The 15,142-nt window shown below is 56.0% G+C and carries 14 protein-coding genes; 5 read left to right on the top strand and 9 right to left on the bottom strand.

Annotation, left to right across the window (positions count from 1 at the left end; genetic code table 11):
• Positions 1 to 13: 13 nt before the first annotated feature.
• The gene (locus tag SH421x_RS03135; protein ID WP_488853932.1) at positions 14 to 1,561 is read right to left on the bottom strand and encodes a DUF1549 and DUF1553 domain-containing protein; all 1,548 of its coding nucleotides are present in this window, start codon (positions 1,559 to 1,561) and stop codon (positions 14 to 16) included.
• Between the two features lie 181 nt (positions 1,562 to 1,742).
• On the opposite strand from SH421x_RS03135, the gene SH421x_RS03130 reads away from it, so the two are divergent.
• Together SH421x_RS03130 and SH421x_RS03125 are read left to right on the top strand one after the other, a co-directional pair.
• Positions 1,743 to 3,638, top strand: a complete 1,896-nt coding sequence (locus tag SH421x_RS03130) for a heavy metal translocating P-type ATPase (protein WP_488856407.1) — start codon at positions 1,743 to 1,745, stop codon at positions 3,636 to 3,638.
• 46 nt (positions 3,639 to 3,684) lie between these two features.
• Positions 3,685 to 4,257 carry a hypothetical protein gene (locus SH421x_RS03125; protein ID WP_488853931.1) on the top strand — a complete coding sequence of 191 codons (573 nt, stop codon included), beginning with the start codon at positions 3,685 to 3,687 and terminating at the stop codon, positions 4,255 to 4,257.
• Here the strand turns inward: SH421x_RS03125 and SH421x_RS03120 are convergent.
• The 5 genes from SH421x_RS03120 to SH421x_RS03100 all read right to left on the bottom strand — a co-directional run bounded on the left by SH421x_RS03120 (position 4,229) and on the right by SH421x_RS03100 (position 9,213).
• Positions 4,229 to 4,774, bottom strand: coding sequence for a hypothetical protein (locus SH421x_RS03120; RefSeq protein ID WP_488853930.1), 546 nt, complete (start codon positions 4,772 to 4,774; stop codon positions 4,229 to 4,231). The two genes, SH421x_RS03125 and SH421x_RS03120, sit on opposite strands and share 29 nt — an antisense overlap.
• A gap of 47 nt (positions 4,775 to 4,821) precedes the next feature.
• Complete coding sequence (locus tag SH421x_RS03115; protein ID WP_488853929.1) at positions 4,822 to 5,352, bottom strand: hypothetical protein; 531 nt, start codon at positions 5,350 to 5,352, stop codon at positions 4,822 to 4,824.
• A 483-nt stretch (positions 5,353 to 5,835) separates the two neighbouring features.
• Positions 5,836 to 6,483: a hypothetical protein gene (locus SH421x_RS03110; protein WP_488853928.1), complete on the bottom strand. Its 648-nt coding sequence runs from the start codon at positions 6,481 to 6,483 to the stop codon at positions 5,836 to 5,838.
• A 28-nt stretch (positions 6,484 to 6,511) separates the two neighbouring features.
• A complete protein-coding gene (gene rlmN / locus SH421x_RS03105) occupies positions 6,512 to 7,582 on the bottom strand; it encodes a 23S rRNA (adenine(2503)-C(2))-methyltransferase RlmN (protein ID WP_488853927.1) in 1,071 nt (356 codons plus the stop codon).
• A 221-nt stretch (positions 7,583 to 7,803) separates the two neighbouring features.
• Entirely contained in the window at positions 7,804 to 9,213 is a 1,410-nt protein-coding gene (locus SH421x_RS03100) for a sulfatase family protein (protein WP_488853926.1), read from the bottom strand.
• A 335-nt stretch (positions 9,214 to 9,548) separates the two neighbouring features.
• Here SH421x_RS03100 and SH421x_RS03095 point away from each other — a divergent pair, with 335 nt between their 5' ends.
• The 3 genes from SH421x_RS03095 to SH421x_RS03085 all read left to right on the top strand — a co-directional run bounded on the left by SH421x_RS03095 (position 9,549) and on the right by SH421x_RS03085 (position 11,835).
• Positions 9,549 to 10,121, top strand: coding sequence for a DUF2179 domain-containing protein (locus tag SH421x_RS03095; RefSeq protein WP_488853925.1), 573 nt, complete (start codon positions 9,549 to 9,551; stop codon positions 10,119 to 10,121).
• Between the two features lie 175 nt (positions 10,122 to 10,296).
• Positions 10,297 to 10,731, top strand: a complete 435-nt coding sequence (locus SH421x_RS03090) for a hypothetical protein (RefSeq protein WP_488853924.1) — start codon at positions 10,297 to 10,299, stop codon at positions 10,729 to 10,731.
• Positions 10,732 to 10,878: 147 nt separating this feature from the next.
• A complete protein-coding gene (locus SH421x_RS03085; protein ID WP_488853923.1) occupies positions 10,879 to 11,835 on the top strand; it encodes a DUF1559 family PulG-like putative transporter in 957 nt (318 codons plus the stop codon).
• Between the two features lie 21 nt (positions 11,836 to 11,856).
• On the opposite strand, the gene SH421x_RS03080 is transcribed toward SH421x_RS03085, so the two are convergent.
• The 3 genes from SH421x_RS03080 to SH421x_RS03070 all read right to left on the bottom strand — a co-directional run bounded on the left by SH421x_RS03080 (position 11,857) and on the right by SH421x_RS03070 (position 15,091).
• On the bottom strand, positions 11,857 to 13,566 hold the full coding sequence (locus SH421x_RS03080; RefSeq protein ID WP_488853922.1) for a DUF5722 domain-containing protein: 1,710 nt from the start codon (positions 13,564 to 13,566) through the stop codon (positions 11,857 to 11,859).
• Between the two features lie 65 nt (positions 13,567 to 13,631).
• Complete coding sequence (locus SH421x_RS03075) at positions 13,632 to 14,183, bottom strand: hypothetical protein (protein WP_488853921.1); 552 nt, start codon at positions 14,181 to 14,183, stop codon at positions 13,632 to 13,634.
• Between the two features lie 11 nt (positions 14,184 to 14,194).
• Complete coding sequence (locus SH421x_RS03070; RefSeq protein WP_488853920.1) at positions 14,195 to 15,091, bottom strand: metallophosphoesterase; 897 nt, start codon at positions 15,089 to 15,091, stop codon at positions 14,195 to 14,197.
• Positions 15,092 to 15,142 lie beyond the last annotated feature (51 nt).

The following is a 15,142-nucleotide window of genomic DNA, read 5'->3' as shown; positions in this document are numbered from 1 at the left end:
CGTGAGACTCTTGTTAATGATTCAGCATAAACTCTGCACTGGCGGCGACCGCCCACAGCAGATCGCCCAACGCTTGCTGCTTTTCGTTGGGCGAAGCGGCCGCTAGATACTCTTGAAAACGTGCTCGCTCGGCTGCGGTTGGTTGACGCGAATAGGCGGCCAGCGCAATCAACTCCACTCGCTGTTCATCGCTTAAAAAAGGTGCTTCCAGCGCCTGCAAAAAACCGCTCGTTTCAGCCTCCGTCGCCAGCGAGACCGGCGGGCCATTCATCAGCGCCAGCGCTTGCGGAGCGCCGGTTTCAAAATCGGTACGATCCAGCGAAACGGTCCGCATGCGGGCGACAAACTGCAAACGCTGCTGCGATTGATCAAAAAATTGCGGCGCCTGATTGCTCGGCTCGCCTGCCGTGCCGCGAATCAAACCGAGACGCAACACGCTGTCATACAACTGTTCTGGCGAAAGCGACTTGATTGCCATATTGGCGAACAACTCGGGACGCTGGTCCGCTACATTTTGACTACTGCGAGCATAGGCCTCCGTCTTCGCGATCGTCCGCAACAATTGTCGCAGGTCATAGCCTGTGTCGACAAAGTACTGCGTCAGCTCATCCATTAGCTCTGGATGGCTGGGTGCGTTGAGCGGCGAAAGATCATCGACCGGCTCGACCAAGCCACGACCAAACAGATGCGCCCACGCCCAGTTCACGGCTCGTCGCGCCGTATAGGGATTGTCACGCGCAACCATCCAGACCGCCAGCTTTTGGCGGCGAGTCCCTCCAAAGCGATCGCTCGGCGCGCTGCCGCCGGGATAGAGAGGCGCGACCGTTTCGTCCGATTCGGGCAGCTTCACTTCGCCCGATTCTCGATCCACCAAAGTGATTCTTCCCATATTTCCATCTTGCTTGGCGACCTGCGCAAAGAAGGCGGCGTAGCCCCAAAAGTCTCGCTGCTTCCATGAGTCAAACGGATGATCGTGACACTCAGCGCACTGAATGTGAAGGCCGAGAAAAATCCGCGACGTCTCCGCCGCCAACTGCTCTGGCTTCAGGTCCAGCGAGTTGTAAAAGTAGACCGGTCCATCCTGCTCGCTGCTGGCCGTAATAAACTGCTCGACAATGCGGTCGTAGCGAGCATTCTCAGAGAACTGTTCACGCAGCCAGGCTTGCAACGCAAACTGATTTTGCAACTGCTGGAAGTCATCGGTCGGCTTGAGGATGATCTCGCGCCAAGTGCTGGCCAGATGGGAAGAGAACGCGGGGGAAGCCAGCAAGCGATCAATCAAGTGGGCCCGCTTCTGACGCGAACTGTTGGCCAAATAATCTCGCGTGATCGCAACCGGCGGGATCATCCCGTTCAGATCCAGATAGGCGCGACGCAAAAACTCGCCGTCGTCGGCCGCAGGCCCCGGCTCAACTCCTTCCGATTGCAGACGCGTCAGCAGCAATTGATCGATGCGAGTCGTCATCGCCGCCGCATGATCCGCACTCTCTTCAGCGACCGCAATCACCGCCGGAAAAAGCAGGAGCAGGATCGTTAAGCGAACTAACGGAAAACAAGACATGGCGTATCGAGTGGAAAGAGGAGCAAGGTCCGACACTTCCGCATTCTAGCGGATCATGCTATCTATGCGAACGAAAAGGGGGGGATTTTCTCCCCTCGGCCGGAAGCCCCCACTGCTTCGCAGCTTCCGTCATTCGCTAGACTAAAGCTTCTCTTGAAAAAAAAACGTGAACCCCACCCACATGACGCCGCCGAAAAGCTGTTTGACGCGCAAAGAGTCCCTCTGGAGCCAATTTTGGCGGCGCCGGCAATTGGCAATTGCGTTACTTGCAATTCTCGGGATCGCGATCCATCTCGGTCTGCGGTTTGGCCTGCATGCGGCGCCAGCAACGTTTAACCTGCCGCTTTGGATCACTCTGACGGTTGGCGGCGTTCCGCTGATCCTGGAACTGCTTAACAAGGTGATTCAGCTCGAATTTGGCGCCGATCTGCTCGCTGGCATTTCAATCATCGCAGCGTCATTGCTGGGCGAATATCTTGCCGGTTCGATCGTCGTATTGATGCTCTCCGGCGGTGAAGCGTTAGAGTCATTCGCCGTCGGTCGCGCTTCGGCGGTTCTCCAAGCCTTAGCCAAGCGTCTCCCCTCGGTGGCGCATCGACGCCACGGTTCCGCGTTGGAGGATATCGCGGTCGATGCGATTGAAGTCGGGGACATTGTCGTCATTTTGCCGCACGAAGTCTGTCCGGTCGATGGTGTGGTGATCGAAGGGCATAGCGCCATGGATGAGTCGTATTTGACCGGCGAGCCCTATGTGATGTCAAAAACGCCGGGGGTCAGCGTCATGTCAGGGGCCGTCAACGGCGACGGCGCATTGACGATCAAGGCCGAGAAACAGGCAGTCGACTCACGCTATGCCAAAATCATGGAGGTCATGCGCAAGTCCGAGCAACAGCGTCCGCGGATGCGCCGCCTGGCGGACCAGTTGGGCGCTTATTATACGCCGCTGGCGCTGGCGATCGCCGGCGCAGCCTGGTTCGCAAGCGGCGATGCGACTCGGTTTTTGGCGGTGATCGTTGTTGCGACTCCTTGCCCTTTGCTGATCGCAATTCCGGTGGCGATCATCGGTTCGATTTCGCTGGCGGCGCAAATGGGGATCATTATTCGCCTGCCTGCGGCGCTGGAGGAGGTCGATCGCTGTCGCACAGTAATCTTCGACAAAACCGGCACACTAACCTACGGCGAGCCCCGCCTTTACGACCAATGGACTGCGTCTGGCTACGACCAACAAGAAACGCTGGCGTTGGTCGCCAGCTTGGAACGCTACTCAAAGCACCCATTGGCCGAGGCAATTCAAAAAGAGGCCGAAAAAGGGGCCGCCGCGGTCTATGAAGTGAGCGAACTCAGCGAACGTCCTGGGCAAGGGATGCGGGGGAACGTCCATAACCGTGAAGTTCGCATTACCAGCCGCAAGCAACTGCTAGCCGAGCAACCTGACGCTCTGTTGCCGCCGCAACAAGGGGGCCTGGAGTGCGTCGTCCTGGTCGATGAACAACTAGCGGCGATCTACTTCTTCCGCGATGCGCCACGACGCGAAGGGAAGCGCTTTATCGATCACCTGGGACCGCAGCATCAGATCAGCAAGTTGATGCTGGTTACGGGGGATCGTGAATCAGAGGCCCGCTTTTTGGCCGATCAAGTCGGCATTCATGAGGTCCACTACAACCAATCGCCCGAAGAAAAGCTGGAGCTAGTTCGCCGCGAAACGGCCAGCGCTCCGACCTTGTTTGTGGGAGACGGCATCAACGATGCTCCGGCCTTGGCGGCTGCGACCGTCGGCGTGGCGTTTGGCCAGAATAGTGACGTCACTACGGAAGCTGCCGCCGTGGTCGTCCTCGACAGTTCACTAGAAACCGTAGACAAACTGCTGCATATCGGTCGCCGCATGCGCATCATCGCCCTGCAGAGCGCCCTGGGAGGAATCGCACTCAGCATGATCGGGATGTTGGCGGCGGCAGTCGGCTGGCTGCCTCCCGTAGCCGGGGCAATTTCGCAGGAATTGATTGACGTGGTCGTTGTGGTAAACGCTCTGCGGGCCGCGTTTCCTCCGAGCGAGCTAACCGATTACGATAAAGAATAAATCAACCCGTTCGCCTCCACTGCTCGCATCCTGAAAGAATCGACTCATGCCCCGCATTCTGATCGCAATTTTCTGCGCGACGACAGTTTTGCTTTGCACTTCTGCTAGAGCCGAAGAGCCAGGCGAAGGCCTGATTGACGGTTTGCTGGCCGAGATCCGCCAACTGGCGCATCGCCTAGAACGCATTGAAGCCCAAGTTGATAAGAACAGCGCCGCGATCGATCGTGCCGATGCAACGCCCGCCCAAACGCCCAAAGAGAAAAAGCCCAAGCAAGCCGAGCAGCGGATTACCCTTAACTGGAAACCCAAAGCGCCGCTCGACCATTCAGGCGCCTGGCTCATGACGCTACCGCAGGGCGCCGAACATCAGGTTGTCATCGAGCAGGTCAATGACGATCAATTCAAACTCGTCCGCCCCCGCTTAAACCTGGCAGGAATCTACCAAGCCAGCGGCGCCACGCTGTCGATCGTGCAGCCAGCTGACAAGCGATTGATCGGATTTGTCTGGACGGCGATCAATCGCAACACGCTGATCCTGACCGGTGAGCCGCCGCTGGAGCGCACCGGATCAAGTTACATTGGCGCGACGCTTACGCGCCTGGTTGAATCGCCGGAATAGCAGTAATCGCTTCATTGGGCGAGCGAACCTCAGGGAAGATCTGCTTCACCCCTTGGCGTCCCAATAAAAATCGCTGACACACCAGGCCAACTCCCCCTTCGCCGTGACACACGACCTCGAAAATCGGCTCACGGTGCGGCAACACAGTCGCCCGAAAGATCGGTCCGCTGAATTGCAGTTCAAAACTGGTTGATTCGTGATAGGCCGGGTCGGTCAATACGACAACATGCCGCTTCGAGACCTCGACCGGTTTGGCCTGGTCTTCTTCGGAAGCGAACAGCATCATCTTGCGTTCTCCGCCCCCCTTTAAGACAACATCGCGCTCGGCGACCAATGCATAGTCGCTATGCCATAGATCCGTGGTCCGCTTGTACCCTTCGACCATACAGGTACGTCGAACGAACCACAACGCGTTATCGCCGCAAAGCGGATAAGCGAGGACACTCAGAACTACGGCGGCTAAAAGCGTTGTGACCCAGTTGGAAGCTGTTTTCGATTCGTTCAATTTACTTGCCATTTTCTTGATCTCTGTTCAGGAGGTCTGTGCGTGCTTAGGCGGGAGTCTTACGACGAAAAATCGAGAGAGGACGACGCCGTAACGACGTCGATATAGGCGGGGTCAAACTCAAAAGGAGCGGGGGACTCCTCACGATAGGCTTGCTCGACTCCAGTGGGAGTCAGGCGAAAATGAACCGAATGAATGTGATTCGGAGCATCTTCCAGCACGAGTTCTACAACAGGGTGAATTCGTGGAATGAGGGAGACGCCGGTCAGTTTGCCGGCGACATCCAGTTGGTAGACGCCGCGGGAGACGTAGTCCAAGTCGGTCAAGACAACTTGGCGATGCTGATCCAATCCAACCTGACTAAAGACTAGTACGCGGCCCTGACTGCCGTCGCACCAGTGATAGGCATCTTCTTTATCCAGCCGGTATTGGCCTGACATCCCGGGCAACGATTGCTGATAGCCATGCACGAGAGAGATTCGACGTGCTGCTCGCAGCACATGCTCTCCGTACATCGGTGTCGCAAGCAGCAATAAACAGGCGGCCGCAATCCAAGTCTGCGGCGTAACTCGCTTTAATCTGTTCCACATAACTTCAGCCCCTTAGTGCTATATAGGTCGCGATTGGGTTTCGCGTGGTCTCCGACGGCGATGGGGGAACCGCGTAGGAAACCGATGGCATGCTTGGCAGGCATTCGCTGATTTGTGGGGCGCCCAGCGAACGAGCATCATCATGACAAGAGAGTCAGATCGATGATTGGCGTTTGTTTGCGTGCTAGCGGCTGCGAGCCTAACGAATGCGAGACAGAAAACGCAGGTTGAGCGCTAAATGCTGCCCAAATAAAGTGCTGCGGAAAACGGCGAGCCACTGCATTGGCTTAAGAAGGAATCAGCCGCCATAGAAAATGGGCGTTTATTGACACGCGGATGCCCGAATTTTTCCCACAAAACCGAAAATTAACACCATGAAGGGAAACTTAACACACCCAAGCCCCTTCGGAAGAAATTATATCAAAATGTTTAGCATTTCACTTTGCGCAAGTTCGCGTGCACAACCAATTAGCACGGCTGTCCTCAGGCACGAATCAGATACTTGCTCAGTAGAGTTTCAATGCCGATGCAGTGACTCGCAACACGCTCGGCGTCATGCACTTCAGGATCGACCGCAACGGCTGCGATTTCGGCCTGTAGAGACTCCATCAACTCCCGAGTCGCTGCCATATTGTCGATCGCTTCAATGCTCCCCTGATCGCCCGATGCGGTCAGGTACGCTTCAGCCAACTGGCGATTGGTGAACAGGCAGAGAACCACAACTTCACGCCCCTCGGCGTCGACACCGGCAATTGAGCTAAAACCAGACTCCAACTGCAGCAGATAAACCGGATAACTCCAAGGGGAATAATCAACTTCTAGTCGATCGTTGAGCAGCGACTGAACCGTAGTTGTCCACTGGGCGTTCACCTCTGCTTCGCGAGGTTCAGGATCAAAACAGACCAGCGTCACGGGCGCCCGCAAACTTTCCAACAGCCAGGCAAATTCACGGTCGTTGTTCAACTGCCGGGGGGCGCCCAAGATTCCCAAGCTCTGCATAAAATCGAGCGTCTTGTCTTCGGTCGTTAGCGCGACCAGCAATTGCTGCGAGCCGTCTTGAGGATCGACGATCGAAGCATAGCCGCCGTTGTGAGCGATTAGATAGAGAGGATAAGTCCACGAGTACGACATCGGTTGGTTTCCTTGAAACGCAAATCAATTATTGGGCAGCGGCGGAGGAGGCGGCCGCAATGCGGCGATTTTCGCGGCGTACAAGTTGGCCACATGCGGCGTCGACATCGGCGCCCAGTGAATAGCGGATCGTCACGGTATAACCTGCGGCACGGAGAGCGGCCCCAAATGCTTCTCGCTCTTCCTTGGAGGTTCCCTCTAGATGCGGCGCCGCGTCGACAAGATTGTAGGGAATCAAATTGATATGCACCGGCAATCCGCGCAGGTATTCGGCCAGCGCTTGACAATCTTCGGGGCCATCATTGATCCCTCGCAGCATCAGATACTCGATCATGATCGATTGCTGCTGAACCGCAGCAACCTGATCGAGCGCGGCACGCAGTTCTTTCAAATCAAACTTTGCGGCCAACGGAATGATCTCTGCACGGCGCGATTGGATCGCGCTGTGCAGACTCAGCGCAAGGTTCACGCGCGGAAACTTGCGTGCGAACTCGACCATGGCCGCAGGCAAGCCGACGGTTGAAACCAAAGTTCGACGGGGAGACTGATCAAATCCATGCGGCGAAACGAGCTTTTCTACCGTTTCGTGCACCGCCGCCGTGTTATGGAACGGCTCACCCATCCCCATAAAGACGATGTTGCGGATCTTGCGACCCTCTGGCTTAAGCAATTGATTGGCCTGCACGACCTGGTCCAAAATCTGAGCCGCCGATAGACTGCGGGCGATCCCCATTTTGCCGGTGGCGCAAAAGTCGCAATTGGCTGCGCAGCCAATCTGCGACGAAACGCAGAGCGCCGTTCGCCCGGTGGCCACACGCAAGATTACCGACTCAAGCAGCAGGCCATCTGCGGTGCGAAACAGCAACTTTGAAGCGCCATCCAACTGCGAATCAAAACGCTGGTCGAGCGTCAGCTCATGAAAGCGAATCTCGGCGGCAAAACGCTCACGAACCGCTTCGGGAAGCTCCTGAAGGGCCTCCTCAGCCGAGTCTTGCAGCTTCAGCAACCGCGTCCTCAACCGGCGCAGTCGATGCGGATCGAGCGCCAATTGCTTGCGCAGCGATTCAACAGCGGCATCATCATGAATACTACTGGACATGACCGCACTTCCAACAGTCAGGCTCGGCGTATCTCGGCAGTTTGGTCAGCAAGATCATACAGGTTCTCGAAATGGCTCAGATGACCTTGCATTGTAGGTCGAATCGCCGCCGGAACCAAGGAACCCTCAAAGAGGCGAAGCGTGACCACTAAGACTTGGTCGCGCAAAAAAAGAACGCCCGCCGAGGAGCGTTCTCTAGTCTGCTTATCCGTGTTTGCCCACTATTCGTAATCCCACTTCAAGATCCAAGGATCTTGGGTACGCTTCTGAAACTCTTTTAGCTTCCGTTCCATTTCCTGCTTGATACCAGAATACTTCTCGACGTCAGACAGATTATTGGTCTCGTAAGGATCGGACGAGAGATCGAACAGTTCAAACTGGGGGCGATGGATATAGTCTTTCACCTTCCTCTGGCCGTAGTAGGCGTCAGGCCCCTGCTTGTAGATGTCTTGGAAGGTCGGAGCCTCCCACAAATCAGAAGCAAACGGATAAGGCAAGCCGTGGGCAATGTTCCAGATCAATTTGTAGTTGCCGCTACGCACGACGCGCATCGGGTAGTACATCGTAATCTCGTGGAATGTGTGGGACGCATAGATCTCATCCCAACCTGGGGGATTGGCCTGATCCAAAGTCTTTAGGAACGAGCGCCCTTGCAGCTTGTTCTGCTTCGGCGTCGCATCGGCAAAATCAAGAATCGTTGGCGTTAGATCGACCCAACTGACCAGCGCCTCGCAACGTAAGCCCCGTTTTTGGTTGTACGGGTTACGAATGACGCACGGCGAGTTCAAGCCGGGCTCATAAGTTGTCGTTTTCCCACCCGGAAACGCGATTCCATGATCCGAGATATAAAGGATCAACGTGTCGTCATAGACCCCCTTCTCTTTCAAAATTTCAACCAATCGCCCTAGCCCCTGATCGATGCGTGAAACGGACTGATAGTACTGAGCCAGTTCGGCGCGACAGGTCGGCGTGTCCGGCAAAAAAGCAGGAACAATCACATCGGCGGGATCAAACTTAACCGTCTCGACGCCGGGATAACCCTCGGGGCGATTGCCGAACGCGTCCGGCTTGAAAGGATCCTCTTTCACGACCCCGCCGCCGCGATGCGGATCGGATGTGCAGATGTACAGAAAGAACGGCTTGTCACTCTCTGCACCAATAAAGTCGGCCGAGTTATTCGCCAATTGAACGGCGTTGCGACTATCTCCCTTTAGCGCCTGCTGAAAATGATAGACCTGCTCCGGAGCGACGTGATACTTGCCGATTCGTGCGGTGCGATAGCCGGCCGCTTCCAGCATCACCGGCAAGCTTTTTACCCGGTCATGCGAACTGAAGTGATGATAGGCGTGCTCATGTCCATAGTGACCATTCGCGTGATTGAACATCCCGGTCAGAATGACGCTACGGCTTGCACTGCAACTAGCGGTGGTCGCATAGGCGTGATCAAAGATCGTGCCATCTGCGGCTAACGCGTCGAGATGGGGAGTCTTGATAACGGGATTGCCGTAGCAGCCGGCATCTTTTCCCTGGTCATCGGTTACAAACAACACCACATTGCGCGGCGCGGCGAAGACCGCTGCATTGCAGCCGAGCAACAGCAGAATCGCCAGCGAAACAATACGAAAAATCACGCGTAAACTCCCAGGAAAGACATGAGTGGGGGATTTTTACGATAACACGCCACGCTGCGAGATTAAAGCGCGTGGTGCTTCTCCCGGCAAATACTTTGGACGCGATTACGGATGATAAATCCTCCACCGCCACCATTGAAAAATGCCAAAATCCCCCACATAAACCGAATTCTAGAAGAGCTGTCGCCAGCATCGCCGGACCAGCAACGATCAATCTCTAAGTAGAAAAGCAGCGTTCTTTCCGTGAAATCAGGCAATGGGGTTAGCGCACTGAGGGATGTCCGCGACAATCCACCTTTACCCCTATCAGCAACGCCTGACGTCTTGAGCTCTATATGCAGTTTCTCGCCGACCAACCTGTATGGGTCGTCGCCTTGTTCATTTTCTGCACGCGCATTGTGGATGTGTCGATCGGGACGCTGCGCACTATTTCGGTAGTCCAGGGACGACTGGGCTTATCGGTTGTCCTCGGTTTTTTCGAGGTGCTAGTCTGGACGATGGCGATTTCGCAGGTCATTTCCGGAATCAGCGAAAACCCGGTCTACCTTTTCGCCTATGCCGGAGGGTTCGCCGCCGGTAATGCGACCGGCATTCGACTTGAGCGCATGCTAGCCTTAGGGCACGTCGTGGTGCGGATGATATCGCCTCACGATGGGCCCAAAGTCGCCAAAGCGCTGCGTGAAGCGGGTCAACGCGTCACCACGTTTACCGGCGAAGGCCGAGACGGACCGGTACTGTTGATTTATATGAACTGCCGCCGTCGCAAGCTGAAGCGCTTTCTCAAAATCGCTACCGCAAGCGATCCGACCCTGTTTTACACGGTCGAGCCTGTCCATTCGCACAGCGAAGGACTGGCCGTTCCGCTGCCGCATCGCACCGGCTGGCGAGCACTACTCAAGATGAAATAGCCAATTCTGGCTCAATCTCTCTCCGCAGCTCTCTCGGCTGCTAGCAAGCCAGCGTCTAGCTTCAGATGCACGCCCTTATTTTGCACACAAAGAGGATTGTTTCGTCCGCAAAATTGCATAAACTAGTTTTTATTAAATTTACTTCTTACTACATGCACCCCGAGAGGTAGCTCTAGTGAAAGCGAATATCCCGTTCCTCGCAGCGGTTTGCGGCTTGGCCCTCTTGCTGAACATCGGCTGCGGAGGTGCAACATCCGACGCTCACAAGATCTCAGGCAAAGTTCACAACGGCGGCGAAATTCTAAAAGTCGCCAATGCTGAAATCGGCGTCGGCAAAGTTGAAGTCATCTTCTACCGGGTCAATGAAGCAGGGAAAGCGGACGAGTCAAATCCGATGAGCGCCACCGTCGATCCAGCCAGCGGACAGTTTCAACCCGGCGGCCCAACCGGCGATGGACTCCCGCCTGGCGCGTACAAGGTCAGCGTTCGCCAATGGGATCCCTATCCCTCGGTCGATCGACTGAATGGCAAATTTGAGGCGTCAAAAACTCCTATTGAAATCGTCGTCGACGGCGCCCAGGCCATCGATATCGATCTCTCCAAATACTAAGCAAGCTTCGTGCGGCAAAGACAATCAACCCCTTTGGCGAAGACTTTTTGCGGAAAGCCCCAGCGACGGACCACGATCCTTTTTTCCTAGCAACGCGGTCCGTCAACATCCTCTCTCATCCCGATTCCCTATTTTAGGAGTTCCCTCATGCATACAACTGGGAGACAAAAGCGGCGGGCCGCTTTTACGCTGGTTGAATTACTTGTCGTGATCGCGATCATCGGAGTGCTGATCGCGTTGCTGTTGCCAGCGGTGCAACAAGCGCGCGAAGCGGCGCGACGGATGCAATGCTCGAATCAACTCAAACAAGTCGGCTTGGCCTGGCACAATCATCACGACACCTACGGCGCGTTTCCTACCGGCGGCTACTTCTGGGCGTATCACATCACCTACGTCAACGGCACGCCGGCTAGCGGCAAAGCGCAAGGCGCCGGCTGGGGCTTTCAGATCTTGCCGTTTCTTGAACAAACGGCGGTCTGGGAAGGAGGGGGCGCAAGCGACGATCTAGGGCGCTCCATTGTTTCTATGGAGTCGCCTGTTCCCGGTTATTTCTGTCCGTCGCGGCGTGGTCCGATTGGCTTTGGCCCGGTGACCGACTGGTACACCTTTGGCCCCGATAAGCTTTGCTTGGCCGAAACGCGATCGTTCGGCCATGCGCCAACCGACTACGCAGCGGCCAATGCCGAAGGAACCGGAATTCTTGCTCGTCCAGGCAGCGCTACCAGTTGCGGCTCAACGCCCAGCGGCCCTAGCAACGGAGTTCGCCAGACGATCGGCATGCAAGATGTTACCGACGGAACCAGCAACACAATCATGGTTGGCGACAAACGGCTAAACGTCGCAGCGATTGGCTCCTACCAGACGGACGATAACGAAGGATACACATCCGGCTGGGACCATGACACGGTCCGCTACACGAACCGCGTTCCGCTACCGGACCTAAAGATCAACGATGGCGAGCAACGGTTTGGATCGTCGCATGTCGGCGGGATTAACGCGGTGCTGGCCGATGGCAGCGTCCGCAATATCACTTACCAGATAGACCTGGCCACGTTCACCAATTTGGGCAACATCTCTGATGGCATCGTGATTGATTTGAACTGACGACCAGCGTAACGCGTTCGTTCATTCCACGTGCGCCTCGGCGGATTTATTTGCCGAGGCGTTTTTTTCTGCGCTGTGCAAAGGGGGGACAATCTCGCTCCAATCCTGGATGCCGATGATTGGCAAGGCAAATTCAATCGCCTCCGCTTGCTGCGGCGTCGCTAGAGCCTGAAAGACGCTCCAGGCCTGCTTTCGCTGACCGGCCTGCGTAATCGTGCCAGGTAAGACCGTCCACAGCCCCAGCTTTAAGCCCCCTTCCTGTTCATGGTCGATCCAGCGATGGTAGTGCATCGCTTCGATCATATCGAGCTGCTCGATCTTCTTCCATGCATACGCCAATGCGGCCGCTTGGACCGCTTGCGACTCCGGGCTGTAATCAGAGGAGTGAAAGCCCTGCTCCGACAGCAGAACGGTGCGTGGGGCCTGCTGAAAGCGATTTTCAGGGCGACGTATCCAACGATCGAGAACTTCCAGGTTTTTGAACGTCACCAGCGGCGAATCGTCGTTAGGGGTTGCTTTGGCGTCGAGCCAGGTTCTGGGCTCTCCCAAATTTTGCGGATAAGGATGAAACGCTACGCCCCACGCAAACTCCCCTTCCGCCGCACCAAGACGAACCAGCAAATCGAGGATCTCGCGTGAACGATAATACCGAGGACTCGGCTGATGCGGTTCGTTCCAGCAGTGCGTCAAAGAGACAAAGACCTGGGCGTGCGGATCAAACGCGCGCGCTGAATAGTAGGCGATCCGCAGCGAGCGCGCATATTGCTCCGAGTACGCCAGCGCTGACAATGGCCCGGCGCTGGTCCACTCCGGCGCCGCGTCAACTTCGTTGTGAATAATCCAATGCGTTATCCGCCCATATTTGGCGTCTGGTCGACCATAGCGGGCCGCCAAAAAACGCAGGACCGCTGCATAGGCGTCGCAACCATCTTCTTCGACCACGTTGGCCAGACTGTAATGACCTCCATCTGCCCCTGGATGCGTCAGCAACTTGCCGATTGGATCGGCGCGATCTAGCCGCGGGACCAGAATGATCGCCGACGAGACGATTTCATGCTTGGTGGCGAAGCCGAAAAGTTCGTCCAACTGCTGAAGCGCCGCGAGCCTGATCGCCAGCTGAACATTCCCGTATTGAATCTCTTCGCAGCCGGCAGTTCCCGCAGGTCGCACCAACTGCCCTAGGTTCACGTTTATCGCTAGATTCTTAACGCCCAAGTCGACAAAGTCATTCAGGTCATGCACCAGACCGATGCCGTTGAGCCCTTTTTTATTGGCCGGCGAGAGTCGCGGCAAATTCGGATATTGTGTGGCGGCGGCAATGTCGTCCGCGGCATGCGCACGACTCCACGGTTTACCGGTCGCCGTTTCGACCACCATCCATTTCGCATAAATGCGATCACGTCCGCCGACAAAGCGAGCCAACCCCAACAAAAAATCGCCTGATTCCGTCAGCTGCAACGGATACCGCTGGGCGCCGGCGGGTATCAAAGTCGAGTCATGCTGCGGGCCGATTTCGACTAGCGAAAGCTCCACTGTTGGTGACGACTTCAACTTACCTAGGACCTGCACTTGATTCTTGTCGATGGTCACACGCGCAATCTGGGCGGGATATTCGTCGGCAAGATATCTGCTCCAACGCGCATCCTGGTCCTGAGCGAATGCCTGCTCAACCAAAATCGGACCGGAAACTACTAGCATCAGCGCAAAACTGGTGAGACGAAACCAACACATGGCAGGCAATTCTGGCAAGAGGAGGAGTCAGGGGAGCAAGAGTGCGTAATCTATCGGCGGGAAGATTACATCTCGACATCGTCGTCAATCACTTCGGCGTTGTAGGGATGAGAACGACGGTGCAACCACCGCAGGGCGACGCGGCCCAAACTGACGATGATCAGCATCAGCGGAGGCATCGAGAGCGAAACAATGATAAACAGATACCGCCGCGGCAAATTATCGCTCGCGACATTCATCGCATAGTATCCAAGCGTGGCGACCGCACAGCACAGAAAGGTCGCGAACAGCAATCCGGCGATGGTAAACCGCGGCAGCCAGTTGAAGCTAAACTTCGAGAGCCCCATCCACTGGCTCACAATGGATCCCAACAACATGCCAAACGGCACACTTATCACGGCGGCGAAACTGCCGATCACAACCGCTGCCGCCCAAGGGCTATTACCTGACTGGTAGAGACTGGTCAGCGCGATAATCAATGCGGTGGTGACGAATGTCGCAAACGCCGTCAGCGCCGCGACCGCTCTCGCGACATACTTGCCGCTCAGATTCAGATCTTGGAACCGGCCCGGCGTCGGCCGCGGCGAAGTTGGCTCGCTTAATCGCGGCTCGGACATGTCGGTTTCCCTTACATTCCGTAAGGCGCTGGCGCCGGTTTGTGTAAACGTTGAACTTCGGCCAGTAACTTGCCGTAACTGATCTGATCATCGATCGGCACAATCGCGTAACAGCCGTTTTGACAACAACAGTCGAGAATCACCTGGCGCGAGTTCGGCGTCTGAAATCCGTCGGTCGATGGCTCATGTCCTGTCAGAAAATATTGAGCGCCGGTCTGCCGGGCAAACGCATCGGCATTCTCTTGACGAAAGTCACGGCCCCATACCAGCCGACCAACATCTCCCTGACAGGCCAGATCTTCGTCAACCAGCGGACGCTCAAACACCTCAGAATCAAATGGCTTTTGATCGCACTTTTCTGGCAGACTGTGGCAGATTAAGAGGCGCTCGCCCGCTTTTACCGCGATTGGCAGACTACGTAGAAAATCTAGATACGCGTCGCGGACGGCCGCGGTCCGATCGCCGTACATCTCTTGCAAGCCGGCGCGAAACATCAGATTGAGCATCTTGCCTCCCTTCAAAATCGGGAAGTCGACCATCTCGGCCAGCTCGTGATTGCTTAACAAGAAATGAACGCGATACGGAAACTGACAGACCAGCCGGGCCACGTCTTCTAACATCAAGTGGGACATACAGCCTCCCCCTTGCGGATAGGTCGGGCCGCCGTGGCAAACTTCCTGCAGCACCAAGTGTCGCTCAGGCTGAAGCTCCAAGGCGGCGAGCTCCAGAATTCGCTGGAAGTTACGCCGATTGCCATGCAGGTCGGCGGTCACCATCACATCGGCGGCGCCTTCTCCGGCCGCAAGCAAAACCAGATTACCGCGTCGGTTCGGATTGCTGAGATTGATTTCCGCCGCTTTGTGATAGCGCGCGATAACTTGATCAGCGAGAGAAGTTTCTACGGTCATTGGCTTCGACTAGCGGAATCGCGCGAGAAATGGAAACGTGAATATCACGTG

The organism is Blastopirellula sp. SH421, from assembly GCF_057808535.1.
The sequence above is the reverse complement of the archived record's forward strand: the minus strand, read 5'-3'. Positions and strand labels throughout refer to the sequence as shown.

What these genes read in the sequence shown, in the direction of transcription:
- SH421x_RS03110 (WP_488853928.1), bottom strand. Translation starts at nt 6,483, where the DNA reads ATGTCGTACTCGTGGACTTATCCTCTCTATCTAATCGCTCACAACGGC.
- SH421x_RS03075 (WP_488853921.1), bottom strand. Translation starts at nt 14,183, where the DNA reads ATGTCCGAGCCGCGATTAAGCGAGCCAACTTCGCCGCGGCCGACGCCG.
- SH421x_RS03070 (WP_488853920.1), bottom strand. Translation starts at nt 15,091, where the DNA reads ATGACCGTAGAAACTTCTCTCGCTGATCAAGTTATCGCGCGCTATCAC.
- SH421x_RS03115 (WP_488853929.1), bottom strand. Translation starts at nt 5,352, where the DNA reads ATGTGGAACAGATTAAAGCGAGTTACGCCGCAGACTTGGATTGCGGCC.
- SH421x_RS03095 (WP_488853925.1), top strand. Translation starts at nt 9,549, where the DNA reads ATGCAGTTTCTCGCCGACCAACCTGTATGGGTCGTCGCCTTGTTCATT.
- SH421x_RS03130 (WP_488856407.1), top strand. Translation starts at nt 1,743, where the DNA reads ATGACGCCGCCGAAAAGCTGTTTGACGCGCAAAGAGTCCCTCTGGAGC.
- SH421x_RS03135 (WP_488853932.1), bottom strand. Translation starts at nt 1,561, where the DNA reads ATGTCTTGTTTTCCGTTAGTTCGCTTAACGATCCTGCTCCTGCTTTTT.
- SH421x_RS03080 (WP_488853922.1), bottom strand. Translation starts at nt 13,566, where the DNA reads ATGTGTTGGTTTCGTCTCACCAGTTTTGCGCTGATGCTAGTAGTTTCC.
- SH421x_RS03085 (WP_488853923.1), top strand. Translation starts at nt 10,879, where the DNA reads ATGCATACAACTGGGAGACAAAAGCGGCGGGCCGCTTTTACGCTGGTT.
- rlmN (WP_488853927.1), bottom strand. Translation starts at nt 7,582, where the DNA reads ATGTCCAGTAGTATTCATGATGATGCCGCTGTTGAATCGCTGCGCAAG.
- SH421x_RS03120 (WP_488853930.1), bottom strand. Translation starts at nt 4,774, where the DNA reads ATGGCAAGTAAATTGAACGAATCGAAAACAGCTTCCAACTGGGTCACA.
- SH421x_RS03125 (WP_488853931.1), top strand. Translation starts at nt 3,685, where the DNA reads ATGCCCCGCATTCTGATCGCAATTTTCTGCGCGACGACAGTTTTGCTT.